Annotated in this window: 19 protein-coding genes; 8 read left to right on the top strand and 11 right to left on the bottom strand. The window is 47.9% G+C overall.

From position 1 onward, the window contains the following. Positions 1 to 4: 4 nt before the first annotated feature. Positions 5 to 1,327: an OmpP1/FadL family transporter gene (locus tag AABK39_RS00570; RefSeq protein ID WP_338392997.1), complete on the bottom strand. Its 1,323-nt coding sequence runs from the start codon at positions 1,325 to 1,327 to the stop codon at positions 5 to 7. Positions 1,328 to 1,804: 477 nt separating this feature from the next. Between AABK39_RS00570 and AABK39_RS00565 the strand changes: the two genes are divergently transcribed. Beyond that, positions 1,805 to 2,539 carry a 1-(5-phosphoribosyl)-5-[(5-phosphoribosylamino)methylideneamino]imidazole-4-carboxamide isomerase gene (locus AABK39_RS00565; protein ID WP_338392996.1) on the top strand — a complete coding sequence of 245 codons (735 nt, stop codon included), beginning with the start codon at positions 1,805 to 1,807 and terminating at the stop codon, positions 2,537 to 2,539. A 90-nt stretch (positions 2,540 to 2,629) separates the two neighbouring features. Here AABK39_RS00565 and glmS read toward each other — a convergent pair whose 3' ends face one another. The 3 genes from glmS to AABK39_RS00550 all read right to left on the bottom strand — a co-directional run bounded on the left by glmS (position 2,630) and on the right by AABK39_RS00550 (position 7,172). Further along, positions 2,630 to 4,471: a glutamine--fructose-6-phosphate transaminase (isomerizing) gene (glmS, locus tag AABK39_RS00560; protein ID WP_338392995.1), complete on the bottom strand. Its 1,842-nt coding sequence runs from the start codon at positions 4,469 to 4,471 to the stop codon at positions 2,630 to 2,632. Positions 4,472 to 4,867: 396 nt separating this feature from the next. Further along, entirely contained in the window at positions 4,868 to 6,379 is a 1,512-nt protein-coding gene (locus AABK39_RS00555; RefSeq protein ID WP_338392994.1) for a DUF4270 family protein, read from the bottom strand. After that, a complete protein-coding gene (locus AABK39_RS00550) occupies positions 6,363 to 7,172 on the bottom strand; it encodes a glycogen/starch synthase (protein ID WP_338392993.1) in 810 nt (269 codons plus the stop codon). Before AABK39_RS00550 ends, AABK39_RS00555 begins: the two co-directional genes overlap by 17 nt. Positions 7,173 to 7,302: 130 nt before the next feature. Here AABK39_RS00550 and panC point away from each other — a divergent pair, with 130 nt between their 5' ends. The 4 genes from panC (at position 7,303) to rfaE2 (ending at position 10,248) form a co-directional block, all read left to right on the top strand. Beyond that, positions 7,303 to 8,154 (top strand): pantoate--beta-alanine ligase, encoded by an 852-nt coding sequence (gene panC, locus AABK39_RS00545; RefSeq protein ID WP_338392992.1) that lies wholly within the window; start codon positions 7,303 to 7,305, stop codon positions 8,152 to 8,154. A 136-nt stretch (positions 8,155 to 8,290) separates the two neighbouring features. Continuing rightward, a complete protein-coding gene (gene panD / locus AABK39_RS00540; protein WP_338392991.1) occupies positions 8,291 to 8,638 on the top strand; it encodes an aspartate 1-decarboxylase in 348 nt (115 codons plus the stop codon). 115 nt (positions 8,639 to 8,753) lie between these two features. Continuing rightward, entirely contained in the window at positions 8,754 to 9,788 is a 1,035-nt protein-coding gene (locus tag AABK39_RS00535; RefSeq protein WP_338392990.1) for a lysylphosphatidylglycerol synthase transmembrane domain-containing protein, read from the top strand. After that, the gene (rfaE2, locus tag AABK39_RS00530; RefSeq protein ID WP_338392989.1) at positions 9,754 to 10,248 is read left to right on the top strand and encodes a D-glycero-beta-D-manno-heptose 1-phosphate adenylyltransferase; all 495 of its coding nucleotides are present in this window, start codon (positions 9,754 to 9,756) and stop codon (positions 10,246 to 10,248) included. Before AABK39_RS00535 ends, rfaE2 begins: the two co-directional genes overlap by 35 nt. A 33-nt stretch (positions 10,249 to 10,281) precedes the next feature. Here the strand turns inward: rfaE2 and AABK39_RS00525 are convergent, their stop codons facing one another. Continuing rightward, entirely contained in the window at positions 10,282 to 10,857 is a 576-nt protein-coding gene (locus AABK39_RS00525) for a nitroreductase family protein (RefSeq protein WP_338392988.1), read from the bottom strand. A gap of 160 nt (positions 10,858 to 11,017) precedes the next feature. Between AABK39_RS00525 and AABK39_RS00520 the strand changes: the two genes are divergently transcribed. Beyond that, a complete protein-coding gene (locus AABK39_RS00520; RefSeq protein WP_338392987.1) occupies positions 11,018 to 11,251 on the top strand; it encodes a hypothetical protein in 234 nt (77 codons plus the stop codon). Beyond that, the gene (locus tag AABK39_RS00515) at positions 11,238 to 12,833 is read left to right on the top strand and encodes a glycoside hydrolase family 18 protein (RefSeq protein ID WP_338392986.1); all 1,596 of its coding nucleotides are present in this window, start codon (positions 11,238 to 11,240) and stop codon (positions 12,831 to 12,833) included. The genes AABK39_RS00520 and AABK39_RS00515 overlap by 14 nt, the downstream gene beginning before the upstream one ends. 101 nt (positions 12,834 to 12,934) lie before the next feature. Here AABK39_RS00515 and AABK39_RS00510 read toward each other — a convergent pair whose 3' ends face one another. From AABK39_RS00510 to rpoN, 3 genes are all read right to left on the bottom strand, one after another. After that, complete coding sequence (locus AABK39_RS00510) at positions 12,935 to 13,735, bottom strand: NAD(P)-binding domain-containing protein (RefSeq protein WP_338392985.1); 801 nt, start codon at positions 13,733 to 13,735, stop codon at positions 12,935 to 12,937. 53 nt (positions 13,736 to 13,788) lie between these two features. Beyond that, on the bottom strand, positions 13,789 to 14,493 hold the full coding sequence (locus AABK39_RS00505) for a phosphatase PAP2 family protein (protein ID WP_338392984.1): 705 nt from the start codon (positions 14,491 to 14,493) through the stop codon (positions 13,789 to 13,791). Between the two features lie 100 nt (positions 14,494 to 14,593). Next, positions 14,594 to 16,045 (bottom strand): RNA polymerase factor sigma-54, encoded by a 1,452-nt coding sequence (gene rpoN, locus AABK39_RS00500; RefSeq protein ID WP_338392983.1) that lies wholly within the window; start codon positions 16,043 to 16,045, stop codon positions 14,594 to 14,596. Positions 16,046 to 16,608: 563 nt separating this feature from the next. Here rpoN and asnS point away from each other — a divergent pair. After that, on the top strand, positions 16,609 to 18,060 hold the full coding sequence (gene asnS, locus AABK39_RS00495) for an asparagine--tRNA ligase (RefSeq protein WP_338392982.1): 1,452 nt from the start codon (positions 16,609 to 16,611) through the stop codon (positions 18,058 to 18,060). A 63-nt stretch (positions 18,061 to 18,123) separates the two neighbouring features. Here asnS and AABK39_RS00490 read toward each other — a convergent pair whose 3' ends face one another. The 3 genes from AABK39_RS00490 to rbfA all read right to left on the bottom strand — a co-directional run bounded on the left by AABK39_RS00490 (position 18,124) and on the right by rbfA (position 20,301). Beyond that, complete coding sequence (locus tag AABK39_RS00490) at positions 18,124 to 18,507, bottom strand: hypothetical protein (protein ID WP_338392981.1); 384 nt, start codon at positions 18,505 to 18,507, stop codon at positions 18,124 to 18,126. Positions 18,508 to 18,566: 59 nt separating this feature from the next. Continuing rightward, positions 18,567 to 19,805, bottom strand: a complete 1,239-nt coding sequence (locus AABK39_RS00485; RefSeq protein ID WP_338392980.1) for an ABC transporter permease — start codon at positions 19,803 to 19,805, stop codon at positions 18,567 to 18,569. Between the two features lie 88 nt (positions 19,806 to 19,893). Continuing rightward, positions 19,894 to 20,301, bottom strand: a complete 408-nt coding sequence (gene rbfA, locus AABK39_RS00480; RefSeq protein WP_338392979.1) for a 30S ribosome-binding factor RbfA — start codon at positions 20,299 to 20,301, stop codon at positions 19,894 to 19,896. Positions 20,302 to 20,338: the final 37 nt, after the last annotated feature.

The following is a 20,338-nucleotide window of genomic DNA, read 5'->3' as shown; positions in this document are numbered from 1 at the left end:
AGATTCAGAAGTTATACGTAAGTGAAAGGCCGGCGATATACCCTGTAGATTTATAAGTGCCGGGCAAGACATTCTGCTCTCCCGCAATCCCGTTAGGCAAATCGGGAGCTATGATAGTACCCGCATTGATTCCGTCAAGGCGTGTTTGAGTACGGCGCTGTCCAAGGATCCAGAGAAACGAGAAATCTATATCAAAATGATCCGAAACCTCATACCCAAGCCCAACTGTATAATTAAATCTATCTTGGTCGGGCGTCTCCGGAGTCAGAAAACCAGTCTTTACGGGACTCTCGTCATAATAAGCCCCGGCCCTAAGCTCAAGACCGAAAAGAAAGCGGTAAGCAGCGCCCACTTTTACCGCCCAAGAATTTTCGTATTCTCTGGGCGATCGGCTTCTCTGCACACCGGCCACAGGGCTTGAATAGTCGAGTTGCAACGCTTCGTAAACGGACCAGTGCGTCAAACTCGCCTCTACTCCGACAGTCACCTTTTCATCTGGATGATAAGACACTCCTATCGACGTAACCGCAGGCATGGGAAGGCTTGCGTCAAACGTAATACTTTTGTAGTCAACTCCGGGACCGAAAAGCAAAGGCGCAAACGACTCGGGAATATCAAAGTCCGTACTGCCATCTTCCACCGACAGTTCTATATTCGACCTGTAACTGGCTCCAAGCAATAACTTTTCGCTGGCTTTGAAAAGCATCCCGACATTCACTCCCAACGACACTTTACTGTAGTCTTCTATCGTAGCCGTTGCCGTTCCGTCAGGCACATAGATAGGAAGTGCTTTCTTCAGCTTCACGTCACCGAAAGCGATCACGACACCGCCCCCGATACTGAACCGATCACTTATTTTGTAACTAAGTGTGGGCTGAAAGCAAAAAGACTGCAACACGATTTCCTGCAACAGCCCTTGACCAAGCCAACGGTCATCCCATGTCACCGAACTTCCGTAGGGCGTATACACTCCCAACCCGGCTTTCCATCTCGCACCCTCCGGGCTCCAAACTCCATAAAGGTGAAAAGGAGTAGACAAGGGATTGTCAGTATGCGTGGCATACCTGCTGTTAGGGTTGGAAGAGTCCCAGAAAGCATTTCTAGAATCAACTAGGTTCATTCCCAGCATTACGCTTCCTCCGTTGATAAAAGACATTCCCCCGGGATTCCAGAATACGGAAGCGGCGTCTGGCCTAAGCCCAACCCCCATATTCCCGAGCCCCACTTGCCGATTGCCTTGCAATAACACTTGGTAACCACTAGCCCATACAGCCGTAGGACAGATAGCCAAAAGCATTAAAAAAAACGCCTTCGTAATATTCCGCATGTTCATCTTTCTTCTGACATTAAAATGACTTGACGAAATTAGAACTCACAGCGCACTAGTTTTTGTTTAAAATATTCAAACAAGAATGCAAAATCAGCTTAATGCTTACAAATATCATTTCTCCAAAAAAACTCCTAACATCTATTATATAGTGATAAAATGAGCTAAAATGCTTATATTGAAGCAACGCAAGTCAAGATTCGTTTAATTTTTCGTAACTGCGGAAATCGATATTCCCATCATCGTTTTCAAAGCTGGCATTCCGCCGTTTCGTCTACCCAGCCTCCTTTTCCGCTCAGGAAGGCCGGCTCTTATGAGGCCTTTTTCCGTACATACTAAAAGGGCCACGGGCCAAAAACCAGATTCGTAAGCGAGAAACCACTTCCGCCAAAAGGCAGAACACAATACTTGAAGCCAAGCCTTTTGCACACAAGCTGGCGAATCAAGCTCAACCTAAGACAACAAAACAGAACTCATATGATAGAAATTATCCCTTCAATTTCGGTACTCGACGGCAAGGTCGTCAGGCTGACCCAAGGAGATTATGAAAAAGCCAAAGTCTATAACCACAGTATAATTGACTTGGGGAAAATCTTCGAAGACCATGGAATCCACAAGATCCATTTGGTCGATTTGGATGGCGCTAGGGAAGGGGAGCCTAAAAACGAAAACAGTATTCTGACTCTCAAGGCATATTCCTCGCTCGAAATCAATTCCGCTGGCGGAATCCTCACCGACGGCGCCGCCGCAAAAGCTTTCGAATGTGGCGCTTCGTCCATTACCGTAGGCCAAGCGGCCATCGTTCAGCCAAAGCTTTTTGAAGGATGGCTCATGAGCTACGGCCGCGAACGGGTATGTTTGGCGGCCGACTCAGCCAACGGAAAAATATATACGAGAGGTTGGCAAAAAGAAACCGATATCGATATGATTGAGCACATCAGGCACTTTTATGACCGAGGGCTCAAGTATGTCAAGTCCACAGACATTTGTAAGGACGGTTTGCTGGAAGGTCCAAATTTCGAGATGTATAAAAAGATACTCAAAGAGTTTCCCGATATATACATTTATTCCAGCGGAGGTGTGAGATCTACTGACGATATTAAAAAACTGTCGGACATCGGCGTTAAAGGAGTTATCATCGGCAAAGCCCTTTACGAAGACAAGATTACGCTCAAGGAAATGGAGCAGTTCTGCGTAACGGATAACCCCTAAGGCCAATCTAAAACCGGCCAGAAAGACAGGAAGACAAAAAAGCGACCCCATCAGGTCGCTTTTTTCTTATTTCCAAAATTTGAAAATCGATTATTCCACGGTTACGGACTTAGCCAAATTCCTAGGTTGATCGACATTACAACCACGCATTACCGCAATATGGTACGACAACAACTGCAACGGCACCACCGACACCATCGGCATGAAAGCGTCGCAGGTCTTCGGCACTTCCACCACAAAATCGGCCATCTTCGGAATCAAAGCGTCGCCTTTGGTCACCACCACTATCACGCGTCCGCCACGGGCTTTTACCTCCTGAATGTTTGACACCACTTTGTCATAAGAGCTATCACGGGTAGCGATAAACACTACCGGCATTTCCTCATCGATCAAAGCGATAGGGCCGTGCTTCATTTCAGCCGCCGGATAACCTTCGGCATGGATATACGAGATCTCTTTAAGCTTCAACGCTCCTTCCAAAGCTACCGGGAAGTTATATCCGCGTCCCAAATACAGGAAGTTTCTGGCATCTTTGAACAGCTCGCTGATCACCGTAATCTTGTCATTCAACTCAAAGCACTTGGCTACTTTTGCCGGAATACGCTCCAACTCACAAAGGTATTCGAGGAAACGGGCCTCCGAAAGCGTCTTGCGGTGCCAAGCCGTCTTCAAAGCGATCATCGCCAAAACGGTCAACTGCGCTGTAAAGGCCTTCGTACTCGCCACACCAATCTCAGGGCCAGCGTGCGTATAAACGCCTTCGTGAGACAAACGAGCGATAGATGAACCAACCACGTTACACACGCCCAATACAATAGCTCCCTGCGACTTCGCAAGCTCCATCGCAGCCAAAGTATCGGCGGTCTCTCCAGACTGGGAAATGGCGATTACCACATCACCTTTATTGATTACCGGATTTCTATAACGGAATTCCGAAGCGTATTCCACTTCTACCGGAATTCTAGCGAACTCCTCAAACATATATTCCGCCACCAAACCAGCGTGCCACGAAGTTCCGCAAGCCACAATGATTATCCGGTTGGCATTGATCAAATGCTCCTGATAGTGATGGATCCCGCCCAAGGTCAATGTACCGGCCTCGGCGTTTAGGCGACCTCTCATACAATCGAAAATTGAGCGTTCCTGCTCATAGATCTCCTTAAGCATAAAATGCTCAAAGCCTCCTTTTTCGATTGCCTCAAGTTCCAAATCCAAAGTCTGGATATACGGCTCCTGCTCCTCGTCTTCTTCAATATGGCGAACCGAAAGATTCTCACGGGTGATAACAGCCATTTCCATATCGTTCAAGTACACGACCTCGTTCGTATACTCAACGATAGGCGTAGCGTCAGAAGCCAAGAAATACTCGCCTTCGCCAACGCCAATCACCAATGGGCTACCTTTCCGCGCCGCGATAAGCGTTCCCGGATTCTCTTCATCCATAATCACGATAGCGTAAGCGCCAACCACTTTCGTCAAGGCCACTCGAACGGCCTCGGCCAAACCACAATCGAGATTGTTTTTCACATCCTGAATAAAGTGAATCAGAACTTCGGAGTCGGTTTCGGACTGAAACTCGTGACCTTTGCCCGAAAGTTCTTTCTTGAGCGCGGCGTAGTTCTCGATAATTCCGTTGTGAATCATTACGAGTTTTCCGTCGCCAGAGAAATGGGGGTGGGCGTTACCGTCAGTTGGAGCGCCGTGCGTGGCCCAACGAGTATGGCCAATACCAATAGTGCTCTTCGGCTTTTCGGAACCGATATGAGCTTCCAAATCGGCTACCTTACCTTTTTTCTTGAAAACTTCCAATCGGTCATTTTCATAAACAGCCAAACCGGCGCTGTCATAACCTCGGTATTCGAGACGGCGCAATCCTTTGATCACAACATCCGCTGAAGGACGGTGACCAACATAAGCTACAATTCCACACATAAAAATAAACTGTTTGAGTGTAAGCTGAGTAAATCGCGTCTTGCCTGAAGCTCGAAAACAGGAAGCCATAGTAAACGGGTGCGTAACCGCATACACGACCGTATTCCGATCCGGATTTCGGGCAAAACAATAAGTATTTTATTGAGTATGAACGGGGCAAATGCGCAAAACAAAACTGATGTGAAACGGTATGTGGGGAGTGTCAATTCTCACATATCCAAAACAGTTTTAACTTCACCGCAAAGTTCCCAGTTTATCAATTCTGAGTTACAATCGCAATGTTAACAAATAATCTCGATAATCCTCTATTTAAACTTTCTTGTATGGTGATATTTTAAAGAAAAAAACCCCTGCCAAGTACATGACAGGAGCTCTATTTCTTCCGAAAACCAATTGTCAATCAGATTCTCCGGTCTCGGTTAATTCCTCAGTATAATAAACTCTCAACATCAAGTCTTCCTCACTTCCAATAAAGTAATTCATTGTCGTTTGGTCGCCTATCGGAGCAATTACCATCTTTTTATATATAACTCCGTCGTCATTCTTTAGCTCACTGTCCGGGGTCGCCGTGCCGTTATACGTTCGGTGGAGCGTTCTCAGATAGAAGCTCAACGGCACGCCAGTGTTTTTCGGACTTGAAGAAGGCGCCTGGTATATAAGATAATTCCTGTCAAATGTTGCAGCAAAGTCTTGCCCAAGCCCAGACGGATTAAAAGGTTCCTTTTGCAAACCGTAAACTAATGGACGGCCGTTACTCTGGTTCACTAACGTATCTCCATCATCGTTAGTAGCATAAAGTACCTTGTTTTTGTCATTCACAAAATCAAAGTACAGTCCAGAAGGTGGCAAAACGTTTCCAAGCGTACGCTCTACAGGGAACCGTATATCGGCATTATTGATCACGATTTCCTTATCAAGGCTCTTCACACTTTCTTCAAAGTCAAAAGCCAGACGCAAACCGAAAGCGGATTGTGTATAAATTTTGCCTGATGGAAGCCCTTCAGATTCGCTCACTCCAGGAGCCGTCTCGTTCCAAATCACATTTGCCAAAGGCGAACCGCTACGGTCATAACTGTAATGGCTATATCCAAGCGTATAGTTTCCGGTTTCGGCACTTATATTTTCCTTATCCTCATTATAATCGCCTATGGCAGACAAACTATAACGGATAACGTAAGCCGTATCAGGATGCAGGTGATAATGAAGTCTCAGGGAAGCATTACCCACGCCGAAACCGAAGACCGCATCCATATTTTGCGGAGAAATGGTCAAGCCATGGAAGAATTCGTTGAATTCTTTCTGCTTGTTTATCGTATCCGCAAAATAATCAACCTTTTCGAAAAGCCTGTCCCGAAGGGAATTATCAAGCTTTACGAACAGAGTATCATGATAGACCGTATCTTTAGATGACTTTCTAGGAGTAAACTCTCCCTCCCCCAAAAAACCTGCTTTTGGGCTAGTGTCTTTGGAATAGTAATCCTTGTATTTCAGAATTTCGCCCAACTCGTTAACGGTAACACTCTGAGCGGATCCGATTTGATCACCAAAGGCATAACCGTTCAGGATCAATCGAAGCACTAAAGAGTCCGCTGTCGGGCTATAAGTATCATGGGTTTTTAAGGAATCCGTGTTTTTCCTCACCATGGTAAACACCTCTCCACCTATTTTACCGATGTTGTTGTCCTGAAACTCGCCTATCAACCAGGTGGACAATCGGTCGGTCTCTACGGAATCGTAGAGTACCAAAGTGGTTTTTACCGGAACTTCCTTAAACTTTAAACCAATCGTGGGGTCTTCATCGCCCAACGACAGTGTCAATTCGTCAGAAGTCTCGCATGATGACAAAAAAAAGGCCAACGCAAGCATCAGCCCGCCTACGGCTCCAAAAATCTTACCCTGCAATCTCATTATACAAGTTGAAGTATTCATCCAAATAATTTTCGCCTTCCTCGATAGACTTGACCTCGTGATCCTGGATTTCGCCAAGCACGCGTCCCAAATCCTCGCTGTATTCCTCACCGGAAGTCAGCACAACGTCAGAGAAGCCAGCGGCAAGTTTGATGAACCCCTCAAAATCCGCGGACTTAAGCGGCTCGAGCATCTTGTCATCAATATCAAGCATTTTGACCTTCTCGGCGATGTCGCCTTCGAACTTATGAGAGAAGTAGTTATTGTAGACCGTAAACACCGACTTAGCGTCCTTAAACACCGGGTCGTTCTTGTAGGTCGTCTTCAGGTAAAGCGGAATCATGCTAGTAACCCAGTCGTTACAGTGGACGATATCCGGCTTCCAGCCCAATTTCCTGACAGTTTCCAAAACGCCTTTGCAGAAGAAAATGGCGCGTTCGTCGTTGTCGGCGTGGAAGTTTTCGTCCGCATCATAAAACATCGACTTGCGGTGGAAATAATCCTCGTTATCGATGAAGTAAACCTGGAGTTTCGCATTTGGGATAGACGCCACTTTGATCACCAAAGGTTTCTCCTCATCGCCCACGGCAATGTTGATTCCTGACAGGCGGACCACCTCGTGCAAACGGTTTTTGCGCTCGTTGATCAGACCAAAGCGCGGCACCAGAATCCGGATTTCCATACCACGCTCTTGCATGGCCTGTGGAAGTTTCCGAACAAAGTCCGCAACTTGTGTTGTTTGAAGGAAAGGATTAATTTCGCTGGCTACGTACAGAATTCGAAGCTTTGACATACAAATCGTCCTGTTTTATTATGTAAAATAAACGGGCTTACAAAGTTACGCCTTTTTTTCCCCTTTCTCAATCAAACAGTCCGAAAACTCAACTGACTCAAGCCCATAGCCCTGTTCTAAATAATTGACTATGACTTTCGTTCTCAGATCTCCCGATGAGCTAAAAGCGTTCATCAAGGCCCGGAAAAGCCAAGGCCAAAGCATAGGCTTTGTCCCGACTATGGGCGCCCTACATGAGGGGCACTTGACGCTCGCCAGAGCCTCAAAGCGGGAAAATGACGTTACCGTTTGTAGCGTTTTCGTGAATCCCGCCCAATTTAATAACGCCGACGACCTGAAAAATTATCCTCGGACGGAAAAAAATGACACGGACATGTTAGGCAAAGTCGGTTGCGACGCCGTTTTCATCCCTTCCGCCCAAGATATGTACCCCCAAGAAAAACCTACATTGGGTTTTGATTTCGGCCAAGCTGAACGGGTAATGGAGGGCAGGTTCCGGCCCGGACACTTCAACGGAGTCGGAATTATTGTTTCCAAACTGTTCAATATGGTTTCGCCGGATAAAGCCTATTTCGGAGAAAAAGACTTCCAGCAACTAGCCATTATCCGCATATTGGCCAAAGAACTGTGTTTCGGAATCGATATTATCGGCGTGCCTACAGTCAGGGAAACTGACGGCTTAGCGATGTCGTCACGTAACAGGCGCCTCACCGACGAGGAACGCCAAATAGCGCCGGATATCTACAAAATTCTGACTGAAGCGAAAAAAGATGCCAAAGAAGGCGCCTCTCTCAAAGATGTGAAAGAATCCGTCTTGAGAAAATTTGCGAAATCAGAAGCCTTAGATCTCGAATATTTCGAAATAGTGAACGCAGACAGTCTACAACCGATCGAAAATTGGTGCGACGCCGAGCGTGCCCAAGCCTGTGTGGCGGCGTTTTTGGGCCAAGTGAGATTGATCGATAACATCAACCTTAAGTAAATGGCAAGGTACACGAACACGACGTTTTCAGCGTTCATGTTCCGTAAGGCTCCGGGCCGGAACCGATTTTCTCCGGTCCGAACATGCCCCAAAACCGAATTATTGTATCTTTGCGAAAAATATCAGGGACAGTACCATGAATATCGAAGTCTTTAAGTCCAAGATTCACAGGGTAAAGGTAACGCAGGCCGAGTTGCATTACGTAGGCAGCATCACTATCGATGAAGACCTGATGGACGCGGCGAACATTATCGAAAACGAAAAGGTTCAGATCGTTAACATCAACAACGGTGAACGTATCGAAACCTACGTCATAAAAGGAGAACGGGGAACCGGCACCATCTGCCTCAACGGCCCGGCCGCCCGTCGCGTACAGGTAGGCGATGTGGTTATCGTCATCTCATACGCGTCCATGGATTTCGAAGAAGCGAAAAGCTTCGAGCCAACCGTTATCTTCCCAGACGAAAACAATAAGCTGACCTAAACACCGGCGTTCGGAGAAACGCTTTCAAAACATAACTCCGGAGCGTGATTGGAAAAAACCTTTCACGCTCTTTTTTTTACGAACGCGCGCACGTTTTTCACAAAAAACCGAAGCATTGAAAAAAGCGACATCCGTCCTAAAATACCTCGCCATGCTTGGCGTAGCCGTTTTTTTGCTAACCTACGCACTGAAAGGCTATCCACTGGAATCCCTCCTTCACGATATGGGCGCGGTCGATTACCGCTGGATTCTCTTGTCGATAGCCTTGGCTATGACCAGCCACTGGCTAAGGGCCTACAGGTGGAATATCCTGCTCCGCCCGCTCGGTTACCAAAATCTGAACTCTTTCAGGACATTGCTTTGTGTTATGTCCGGCTATTTGGCCAATCTGGCCGTCCCGAGAATGGGCGAAGTGACCAAATGCGGCGCCTTGCGAAAAACCGACGAGGTTCCCATGACAACTTCCCTGGGCAGCGTAGTCACCGAAAGGTTTATAGATTTGATCTGCCTGCTGATATCCCTAACGCTCACTTTCTTGGTGGAAAGAAACAGGCTTAAGGATTTCTCGGAAAATTTTATCCGTGAAAAAATGTCGGGATTAGCACCGCTGTTACCTTATCTGTATTGGATAGCGGCCATCGGATTTGTAGTCGCACTCGGAGGCTTGTTCTTTTTTTGGAAAAACAAAAAGAAGCTAAGGAAGTATCCGCTATTCGGCAAAGCCGAACACATTGTCCGACAAGTGGTGGACGGGCTATTGAGTTTCAGGAAAATGAAAAACGTGCCTGGATTCCTTATTTCCACCACATTAATCTGGGTCTTATATTTCCTGATGACATACGTGGTGTTCTTCGCAATACCCGAAACCTCATCGCTCTCTTGGGGAGCCGGGCTAGCGGCCTTCGCTTTTGGCGGAATCGCCATGACAGCGCCTGTGTCGGGTGGCATCGGCACTTACCATCTCATAGTGTCCGCTATTTTGATGCTTTATGGAGTAAACCATCAATCGGCTTTGCTATACGCCACCGTGATGCACGCCGCCCAAACCGTAATGACCATATTCTTCGGTGGCATCGGCCTGTTCGGGAGCATTTTTATTTCCAAAAGAAAAAAACATGAGCAAGACAAACACACCGTCGAAAATACATAACAGGGAAAACGCCAAACAAACCGTAGCCAGCTGGAAAGAGAACGGTGAACGGGTGGTATTCTCAAACGGATGCTTCGATTTGGTCCATCTCGGCCATGTCGATTATCTTGAAAAAGCCCGCAATCTCGGCGATCGCCTCATCGTCGGCCTCAACACCGACGCTTCGGTAAAACGACTGAAAGGGGAGGAGCGCCCGATCAACAACGAGCTGACCCGCTCACGCATCATGGCGGCTTTCGAATTTGTGGACGCCGTAGTACTCTTTGACGAAGACACGCCATTGGAATTGATCACGGCTCTGATGCCGGACGTATTGGTAAAAGGCAATGATTACACCGTCGATACTATCGTAGGGGCCAAGGAGGTTTTGGCTAATGGGGGCTCGGTCGAAACCGTGGAACTTGTGGCCGGGTACTCGTCCACCAACGTTATCGAAAAAATAAAACGGAGCGCTGATTAACGCTCCGTTTCTTCATATCAATACCCGCTACTTTTAGCGCCATTCCACAAAGTCCGCCACATCCGGGCGGTTGCCTTCCGGCCATGACTTGGGCATACCCACAAACAGGTAACCCAAAAATTTATCTTTCTCTCCCAGATTCAGGAAAGGCTTCGCTTCTTCCGAATAAGTCATTCCGCCAGTTCCCCAATACACGCCCACACCGTGCGCCGCGGCCGTCAAATACATATTCTGAACGGCGCAAGCCACCGCTTCCACTTCCTCAATCTCAGGCACGCGCTCTTTTTCGTCGCGTTTCATCCCGATGGCCACAATATGCGAAGCCAACAAAGGCTTTTCCAAAAACATCTTGTACTTCGCCTCATCGAAATCGCCGGCCTTTTCGGCCTTCTCTTTATAGATGTTGGCTTGGTATTCGGCAAGCTCTTTCAGGCTGTCTCCTTTAAACACCACAAAGCGCCACGGATAGGTCCTTTTGTGCACCGGAGCCCAATGCGCGTTCTCAATCATCTTGGAAACGACCTCGTCACTTACAGTTTCCCCCGTGTACATTGCCGGGAAAATTGACCTTCTTTTCTTAATGATTTCATCAATATATTCTGGTGCCATACCTTGTTTTTGGTTTAATCAGGATTGTTATTCATTCAAAAATAATGATTTAACTGTCATATTTTTAAATTATCGGCACGATATCAATCCTTCTCACAAAATTGATCATATCTCATAAAAAGCCTCTGTCCGAAGACTATGGGCAATATCGTTTTTCCGGTTGGCGTTGATATTAGTACAGTCTTGCGAAAGCGCCGACGGCCTTGTTTTCACAAGGTTCTCAGGCGAAGATTCGCATAGTTCTTTCCGCTTGCGGGCGATTTATTTCCGGTTCTGGATCGTTGCCGGAACGCCCGCAAGCGACTTCGCGAAAAAAGAACTAGACTACCCGCCAAAACGATATGCGCAATCCCGCGCCCAACCTTTAAGTGGAGACGGACATGAAAAGATGTAAATGGAATTGGATATGGGCCATTGTGCTCATAGTAGGATTATACGGCGTTTCAGCCTGCTCAGAAAACGATGACGAACCGGGAACACCAAATACCGAAAACCCGGACAAACCCGGAGACGGCAACGAGGACGACAAAGGGCCCGACGAAGACGAACCATTGGAGCCCGGCGATCCCTCTGCACCCGGAACAAAAGGAGGAAAACAAGTAATAGGATACCTAACGCAGTGGGACGCCTGGAAAGGTACAGAACACGGCATGCCACAGGCCGGGGTAGCTAACCAGCTCAATATTGACTACTCCAAGTACACTATACTCAACTATTCGTTTTTCGGCGTAGCCAAAGACGGCTCGTTGCACTCTGGCGATTACCGGAACAAGAATATCTGGATGGAAGGCACCGTACAGGACCCGAAACCATTATTGGGTAACGTATACGACAGCTGGGATCACTGGTTGCTTTACGGCGACTTGGAATTGGTTCACGACATTTCCGAATGGAACCAAGACAAACTAAAGGGTGAATACAAGTCCCACGCCGACGGTTGGATTCATACTCCTACCGGACTCACGGGCGAATTCCCCATTCCGCTACCAAAACAAGGCGGAGCCAAAGGCCTATTCGAACTCGCTAAAGAAAATAACGTCAGGGTAATGGCCTCGATAGGTGGCTGGAGTATGTGTAGGCACTTCCCAGAAATGGCCCGTTCGGCCTCAAAGCGCGAACGCTTTATCGAAGACTGCAAAACGCTTATTCGCATGGGCTTTGACGGCATCGATATCGACTGGGAGTACCCGGGGCCATACGCCGGAATGAACTTTACGGGATCACAGGCTGACTTCGCTAACTTCACTACGCTGATGGAAGAACTACGCGAAGCCATCGGGCCAAACCGCCTGCTGACGGCCGCCTTCAACTGCTCCCCGACGAAACTCCAAGGTTTCAACTGGAATAAGCTTAACGCTACGATGGACTTTTTCAACATCATGTCATACGACATACAAGGTGGATGGTCCAATATCGCCGGCCATAACTCTCCGCTGTATCCGTACACAGGAGAAGAAGGTGGAGATTTGGCCTGGGACACTTCAAGAAAAGCCCTGGAGGCCGCTGGCGTAGATATGAGCAAAGTCAATATGGGAGTGGCCTTGTACGGCAGATCGGTAGTGACTACCGGCTCAGCCAAACTCAATGCCCCGACGGTGAAAATATCGAAAACCATACAACCCGACGGCGCCATCCAAACCGCCGCGGACTACGACAACTTCGGTCAATTCGACGGCACGCCTTTCAACTCCTACATCAGGTCAAATACGGCAAACTGGACGGAACATTGGGACGACGAAGCCAAAGTTCCCTACAAAACCAACGGCAAATATTTCCTCAGTTATGAAAATGAGAAATCCGTTGCGCTCAAAGCCCAATATGTCAAAGACCACAATCTGGGAGGCGTAATTTTCTGGGAAGTCTTCAGTGACATAGATTACGGCCCGGTACAATCCGTTTATGACGGAAAACTAAGACAAACTGGCTCTAACAGATCGCCGTTGGTTGAAAAAATTGTCAGCGAATTCGGAGGCTAAACTCCAAATACGTATCAAGAAAAACGCTTGATCCATAACCAAAAACAGCTTGGCCTTAACCGGTCAAGCTGTTGCTTTTTATTCTTATTTCGTCCAAAACCTTAATCAAAAGCTTCCGCTGGATTTGGGTGGATAAACTTATAATCGAGACGCTTTTTCATCTTTTCGGAATTCACAATCCTGAAAGGCTGCCTCCCTTCCACAAATACAGGAGGCTCCACGCCAATAGCCTCGCAAGCCTTTCCATAAAATTCCCTTTTTGTCGGGTGCTCGTCAGCGCTAGCGTTAAAGACCTCATTCCAGGCATCTTGTCTGATGATTTCGCTCAAGATCGCCACACAGTCGTCTTGGTGAATCATGTTCACGGGATTCTCGGCGCCTTTGATTTCTTTGCCCGAAAAATAACGCCCCGGCTGATAGTAGTCGCCCATAAGGCCGGAAAAACGCACCACAGTAGCGTCAAAGCTCCGGTTTTCCATAAACAAAGCCTCCACATCCAGCCAAACGATATCCGAAAATCTGGAAATAACCCGCTCAGCGTCTTCCTCACGAACCTCTTTTCCGTTTAACGGATAAGCGGAAGTGGCGCTGATATAAATGACTTTCGAAACATTGGAGCCGTCCGCAGCCTTAGCCAGAACTTCCATTTGTTCCATATACAAACCGCCCTGCTTCGACGGCGGAATCGTAACTATAAGGATTTCCGTGTCCAGCATTTTGGCCAAATCGCCTTCTTTCTCCCCCAAACGGATCAAAAACGGTTCGGCACCCGTAGCCTTAACAGCTTCCAGCTTTTCAGTTCTGGTAGTGGAGCCTTTCACCGAATACCCTTGGTCCGAAAGCGATTTCGCCAACGGAAGGCCCAGCCAACCGCAACCGATTATGCTTACTTTTCTGCCCATAAATCAAGAATCTTTCTGAAAATAAATCATTTCCCACCGTAGCGAAAACGGTGTCAGCCGAATAGAAGGGCCAAAGGCAAATAAGTGGCCATAAAGCCCAACAAACCGCCAGCGTAAACTTGGGCCGGAGTATGGCAATTAAGATATAGCCGGGCCGACATTACGATACCAGCCAAAAAAATGCAAACCGCCGTAGGCCAGATCAAGCTTCCCGTAAGATCTTGAAAAGAAAGAAAACCCAGAATACCCGCAAGACCCGCCACGCCAGCGCTATGCACGCTTATTTGCCAAAAATAGGTAATGAATGTCAAAAGGATAATCAACCCGGAAACGGCCATCAGCACCACAATCACTTTCGGCTCAAAGAAACCTTTGGACTGAAACATATAAGTGGTCAGCATATAAAACGCCGAGATAAACGCGAACGGCAAAAGCCTGTCTTCCCGTTTTTTCATCGTCAACTGGCTGAAGAAATTAGACCATTCGTTTTTCTTCCTGCCCACAGTATCATCAAGCGCCCCTTCCTCTTTTTTCTTTCCGAAAAACGGACGCAACGACAACAGTATGCCTACGCTCAGTGCCGGAATAAGAAAAGTGGTCACGAAAATCAGTGATGTGGTGAAAGACAAAGCTTTGGGGTCACTAAACTGCGGTCCGACGCCCGAAGGCCGGAACACGCCAATGACTATAGCCATATACGTGGCCAACAACAGTGGATGAAATACGAAAGAGATAACTTTCGCGCCGATTCTAAACATTCTTAGCCGTTTGGATGAGGACTAGATACACCCCGCAAAAACGCTAAAGGCGGAGCAATTGTACGAAAATTTGCCCAATTTAAAAAAAAGCGGAAAGAGCCTAAAGCTCTTTCCGCAGTCTGGCCACGGGAATATTCATCTGTTCCCGGTATTTGGCCACGGTACGCCGGGCGATGTTATAGCCCTTGGCCCGCAATAGTTTTTCCAATTTATCGTCAGACAGAGGCTTACGCTTATCTTCATGCTCTATCAGCCTTCGGAGCGTATACTTCACCTCCCGGCTACTTACGTCTTGACCGGAATCGGTGGCTATACCTTCGCTGAAGAAGTATTTCAGCAGATAAATCCCAAATTCCGTCTGCACCGCCTTGCTGTTCGCTACCCTCGATACCGTGGAAATATCCATTCCAATCTCGTTGGCGATATCTTTCAAAATCATCGGACGCAACTTGCTCTCGTCACCTTCCAAGAAGAAATCGTATTGATACTGAACAATGGCGTTCATCGTATTGAGCAAAGTCTGTTGCCTTTGTTTGATGGCGTCGATAAACCACTTGGCCGCGTCAAGCTTCTGCTTCACGAAGCTCACCGTCTCCCGCAGTTTTTTGTCCTTGCGCTTACTTTTATCGTAAGTGTCCATCATCTCGGAGTAGGTACGGTTTACCCTCAACTCCGGAGCGTTTCTGGAATTCAGTGTCAGCTCAAGCCTTCCGTTATTATTATGCAGGATAAAATCCGGAACCAAAAACTGAGTCTTCACCAAACCTTCGGCCGTTCCGCCCGGCTTCGGATTCAACTTCGTGATTAGCTCAAAGGCCGGCTTCAGCTCATCTTCCACATCCAAGCCCAGCTTCTTGCTTATCTTTTCGTAATGCTTCTTCGTAAAATCATTGTAGCAATCCCTGACAATCCTGATTGCGTTCGCCACCATCGGATCGTCACTGCCTTTGCGCTCCAACTGCAACAACAGACACTCCCTCAAGTCACGGGCGGCGATACCCGGCGGGTCAAACTGCTGGATCTTGTCCAAAATCACCGCAAGCTCGTCTTCGGTGGCTTCCACGCCCTGAGCAAACATCAGATCGTTGGCAATAGCGCCCAAATCCCTGCGGATATAGCCGTCGCCCTCGATACTTCCGATCAGTTGTTCCGCTAAGATGTTGTCCCTGTCGCTTAGCCTAAGGTAGCCAAGCTGGTCTTTCATCTGGTCGTTGAGCGATACGCTGGTGGCTATCGGCATCTCCCGGTCCTCTTCCTCCATCGAGGAGCCGTTTCCGTCGCCGTACATTTTGTATCCGCTGAAATCGTCATGCAGATAATCACCGAGCTCCAAGTCCTCGTCTTTCGGCGTTTCCTCGTATTCCTCGGTTTTTTCTTCCTTGGCTTCGGCTTTTTCTTCCTCTCGCCCTTCCTCAAGCGCGGGGTTTACTTCCAGCTCCTCTTCAATTCTTGTTTCGAGCTCGGCGGTCGGCACCTGTAGCAGCTTGATAAACTGGATCTGTTGTGGCGACAGCTTCTGGCCTAGACTTTGGGTTAATTCTAATTTCTGCATAGCGAACTTCAAAAAACGGGTTCGATAAAGTCGACGATGGTTTTGAGACAGACGGGCTTAACACCGACACAGGAGCCGATTTTCATAACTTATCCGAAAAGCATGCTCCTCATCTGAATTTACGGAAACCGGCACCATTCGTTGACCCGGCAAAACAAAAATACTAAAAAAAAGAAAAAGTATATTTCCTGAAAATCAAGTTTAGATCGATTTTTGCTTATAAGAGCGAGCGCAATTATTCTCTTTGGACCTATTTCATACATAGATATTCAGCCGATATTGAGAAAGCTTCCGCAAAGTGCTTATTTTTGTGATAGAGAGGGTTTTAGTACGAATGAGGCGAAAAGCACTAAATTTAAGCTCAAAACCCTAGGCGGAGCGACAAGTACACGGCTCTTTCCGGGCCGGAAATCGACGCCCCGTTTTGAAATAAGCGGAAAAACTTACGCTACGGGCAAAAATTTACGCCTATGTGATTTTTTTTCGCTTATCCTGATGAAATTCGCTAGGGTATCCGTTTAGAGATATCCGGGCAATACGTTTCTATATAAAATATCTGAAAAGTGGCAGAGTTGAAAAGAACCAAGATCAAGGCATTGCTGGGCAGTGAACCGGGCGATCAGGCGGTATGCGCCAAAGGTTGGGTAAGAACCAAGCGAGGAAACAAGAATGTCAATTTCATCAACCTGAACGACGGCTCCACTATCCATAATTTGCAAGTGGTTGCGGATCCTGCCGTTTTCGGTGAGGACGTGATGAAAAAAGTGACCACGGGAGCCAGCCTTTCGGTCATCGGCAAATTGGCCGCCTCACAAGGCGGAGGCCAAACCGTTGAGCTTATCGCGGAGTCTATCGAGATCCTCGGCGAGTCGGACGTGGAAAAATACCCGCTACAGCCTAAGCGTCACTCACTGGAATTCCTTCGCGAAATCGCTCACCTGCGTCCGCGCACCAACACGTTTTCGGCCATTTACCGAATCCGTCACGCGATGATTTTCGCCGTGCACAACTTTTTCAACGAAAGGGGATTCCTTAACGTCCACACACCGTTGGTAACCGCCTCTGACGGCGAAGGCGCCGGCGAAACGTTCCGCGTAAGTACGCTCGACCCGGCCAACCCTCCGAAAAACGAGGACGGGGAAGTGGACTTCAAGCAGGATTTCTTCGGAAGGGAAGTAAACCTTACCGTAACCGGACAGCTTGAGGGCGAGCTCGCAGCCATGGCAATGGGCGACGTTTACACCTTCGGGCCTACTTTCCGCGCCGAGAACTCAAACACCACCCGTCACCTTGCGGAGTTCTGGATGATCGAGCCGGAGATGGCGTTCTATGACTTGGACGACAACATGGACTTGGCCGAAGACCTGCTCAAGTACTTGGTAGGTTACGCCTTGGAGCACTGCGCCGACGATTTGGAGTTCTTGGCCAAAAGAGCTGCGGACGAAGAAAAATCCAAACCGGCGAACCAGCGTCAGGAACTCGGCCTGATCGAGCGCCTGCGTTTCGTTATCGACAACGACTTCGAAAGACTTACTTATACAGAAGCTATCGAGATCTTGAAAAACTCGAAACCGAACAAGAAGAAGAAGTTCCAATTCCTTATCGAGGAATGGGGGGCGGACCTTCAGTCGGAGCACGAGCGTTTCTTGGTGGAGAAGCACTTCAAAAAGCCTGTTATCCTGACAGACTACCCGAAAGCCATCAAGGCATTCTACATGCGCCAGAACGACGACGACAAAACCGTAAGGGCCATGGACATCCTGTTCCCGGGCATCGGCGAAGTTGTGGGCGGATCACAGCGTGAAGAGCGTCTGGAACTTTTGGTGGAGCGTATGAGCGAAGTCGGTATCTCGGAAGAGGAAATGTGGTGGTATCTTGACACCCGCCGTTTCGGTTCGGCTCCACACAGTGGTTTCGGGTTGGGCTTTGAGCGTATCTTGCTCTTCATCACGGGCATGACCAACATCCGCGACGTAATTCCTTTCCCACGTACTCCGGGTAGCGCGGAATTCTAGAATTTGAAATTCAGAGCTTAGACAATAAAACACGGAAACGGCCTCAGCACACGAGGCCGTTTTTTATTTTTTCAGAACTTCGGCCAGAAACAAAGCCACCTTAGCCAAGTCGTCGCCTTCCAGTTTTCCTATCGCCTCTTTCAAAACCTCATGGGCCTCGTCCGAAGTGGATGGAGATTCCGAAATATTTCTCAAACTCGCCTGAATGTCTTCATTTGAATTAAATTCTCGCCAGAACGAAGTAAAGAAGCTGATTTTTCCGTGCTCGGGCTTATCGGTAATCGTGTGGTAAAAAAATCTCTTGTCGAAACGCTCCGTCAAATACGCCCGCACTTCCGTAGCCGGCAATCGACTTTCCAGCTCGACGGTCACATAATGTTTCCTATCCTGTACCTCTTCGGTAAGCTTGGCCTTGGCCTTGCCTATCTCTATATTTTCTGTTCGCATGCTCCGGTTATAAAAAGGCTTTCAATCAAAGCCCTAACCCGGCAATTCACGCAAGTGTTTTACAGGTGTTCCGTGACTTTGTATTTCGAAGCCAAACGGGCCGGGCGCACGGTAGCCAATATCGTCAAAAGAATAACTACGAGAACCGTAGCGCTGATATCCACTGGATCCAACGACACCGGATAGGCCCAATAGTCGCCTTGCGGACCCATAATACCCATTTTTACCCAGCCGTATTTCTCTTGGAGAATACAGATAAGAAGTCCCGTAAGCAATCCGGTAACCGCTCCGCTCATGGCAACGAGAAATCCTTCGAACATAAAAATCTTTCGGACCAAACTTCTCGTAGCGCCGATAGAAAACAGCACGGCGATGTCTTTTTTCTTTTCGATAACCAACATACTCAAGGAGAAGAATATATTGAACGAAGCGATAAAAAGAATAAAACTTAAAGCCACGAAGAAGAACAGCTTTTCGATTCTCAACACTTTGGACAAAAGCGCCTGTTGCTCTTCCCGGTTCTTAACGGTAAAGCTTTTGCCCAACGCCTTTTTCAGACGGCGCTGGACTTTGTCCACATCCGCGTCGGGCAACACTTTCACCTCCAACGCCGACAGCCTGCCTTCTTTCTGCATCAGCTTCGTGGCCGTTTCCAGAGGCACGTATACGTAATTGAGGTTATAGCCCTTACTGCTCTCGAACACGCCCGAAACCATCAACGATCGGCTGTTCAGGTTTTTCGTAGGGTTAAGGCTCCCTTTTATCTTTCCTTTTTTGGGATAATAAAGTCGAACAGGGTAAAAATCATTGCGCAGATTCACCGACAGCTCATAGCGCACACCTGCCCCGATCACCGTGAATTCCTGACCGTTTTCTTTGTTTTCCAACAAAAACTCGCCGTTCGTGATCCGGTCCCGGACACCGCTCTGCCGTATGTAATTCGGACTCACGCCTTTTACCGTCACCACCATTTCGGCGTTTTTGTATTTAGCGTAAGCGTTATCCTCCAACACTTCGCTCACTATCGCCACGCCTTCCGTGCCTCTGACCAAACGCAACAAAGCCGTATCGGCGGCGAAAGTTTTCCCTTGGGCCGGAGCTATCTTTATCTCCGGATCGAAGCTGTTGTAAAGGCTCCTTACCAAATCGCCCATTCCGTTATACACCGACAGCACTACTACCAAGGCCATTGTGCCTACGGCAATGCCCACCATGGCTATTCTGGTAATGATATTGGAAAAACTCTGCTTGTGTTTGGCCTTGAAATACCGGCGCGCGATGAAAAACGAAAGGTTCATAAGGCGAAAATCGGCTGGGTACGAAAAAGTGTAAAGAAAACGTCTTCCCTACACCTTTCGGCGGAGGGAAGTTATATCGTCCGCGGAATCAGTCTTCCTCGTCTTCGGGCAACCCTTCCGGATAATCGTTCATATCCACCTTGTCCTCGTCCGGAATCTCGATCTGTCCCAAAAGCTCGTTGATCCTCGAAGCGTTTTCCAAAGTGTTGTCCACCTGAAAAACCAATTCCGGAACAATCCGCACTTGTTTTCCGATCTTCATTCCCAAACGCTTACGGATTTCGGACTTATGCTCGTTCACCAAAGCCATGGTGGCGTCCTTGTCCGCAATCATGATGCTCAGGTAAGCTTTGGCCACGCCCAAGTCCGGGCTCATCTTCACTTCGGTTACGGTAACCCAAGCTCCGTTGAGCAGGCCTTTCACCTCGTGTTGGAATATATGGCCCAAATCTTTCTGTATCAGTCTTGAGAATTTCTGTTGTCTCTTGCTCTCCATGTTCGCTATTACGAATAATATGATATTTTTGCATATT

Source organism: Fulvitalea axinellae, from assembly GCF_036492835.1.
GTDB classification, from domain to species: domain Bacteria; phylum Bacteroidota; class Bacteroidia; order Cytophagales; family Cyclobacteriaceae; genus Fulvitalea; species Fulvitalea axinellae.
The sequence above is the reverse complement of the archived record's forward strand: the minus strand, read 5'-3'. Positions and strand labels throughout refer to the sequence as shown.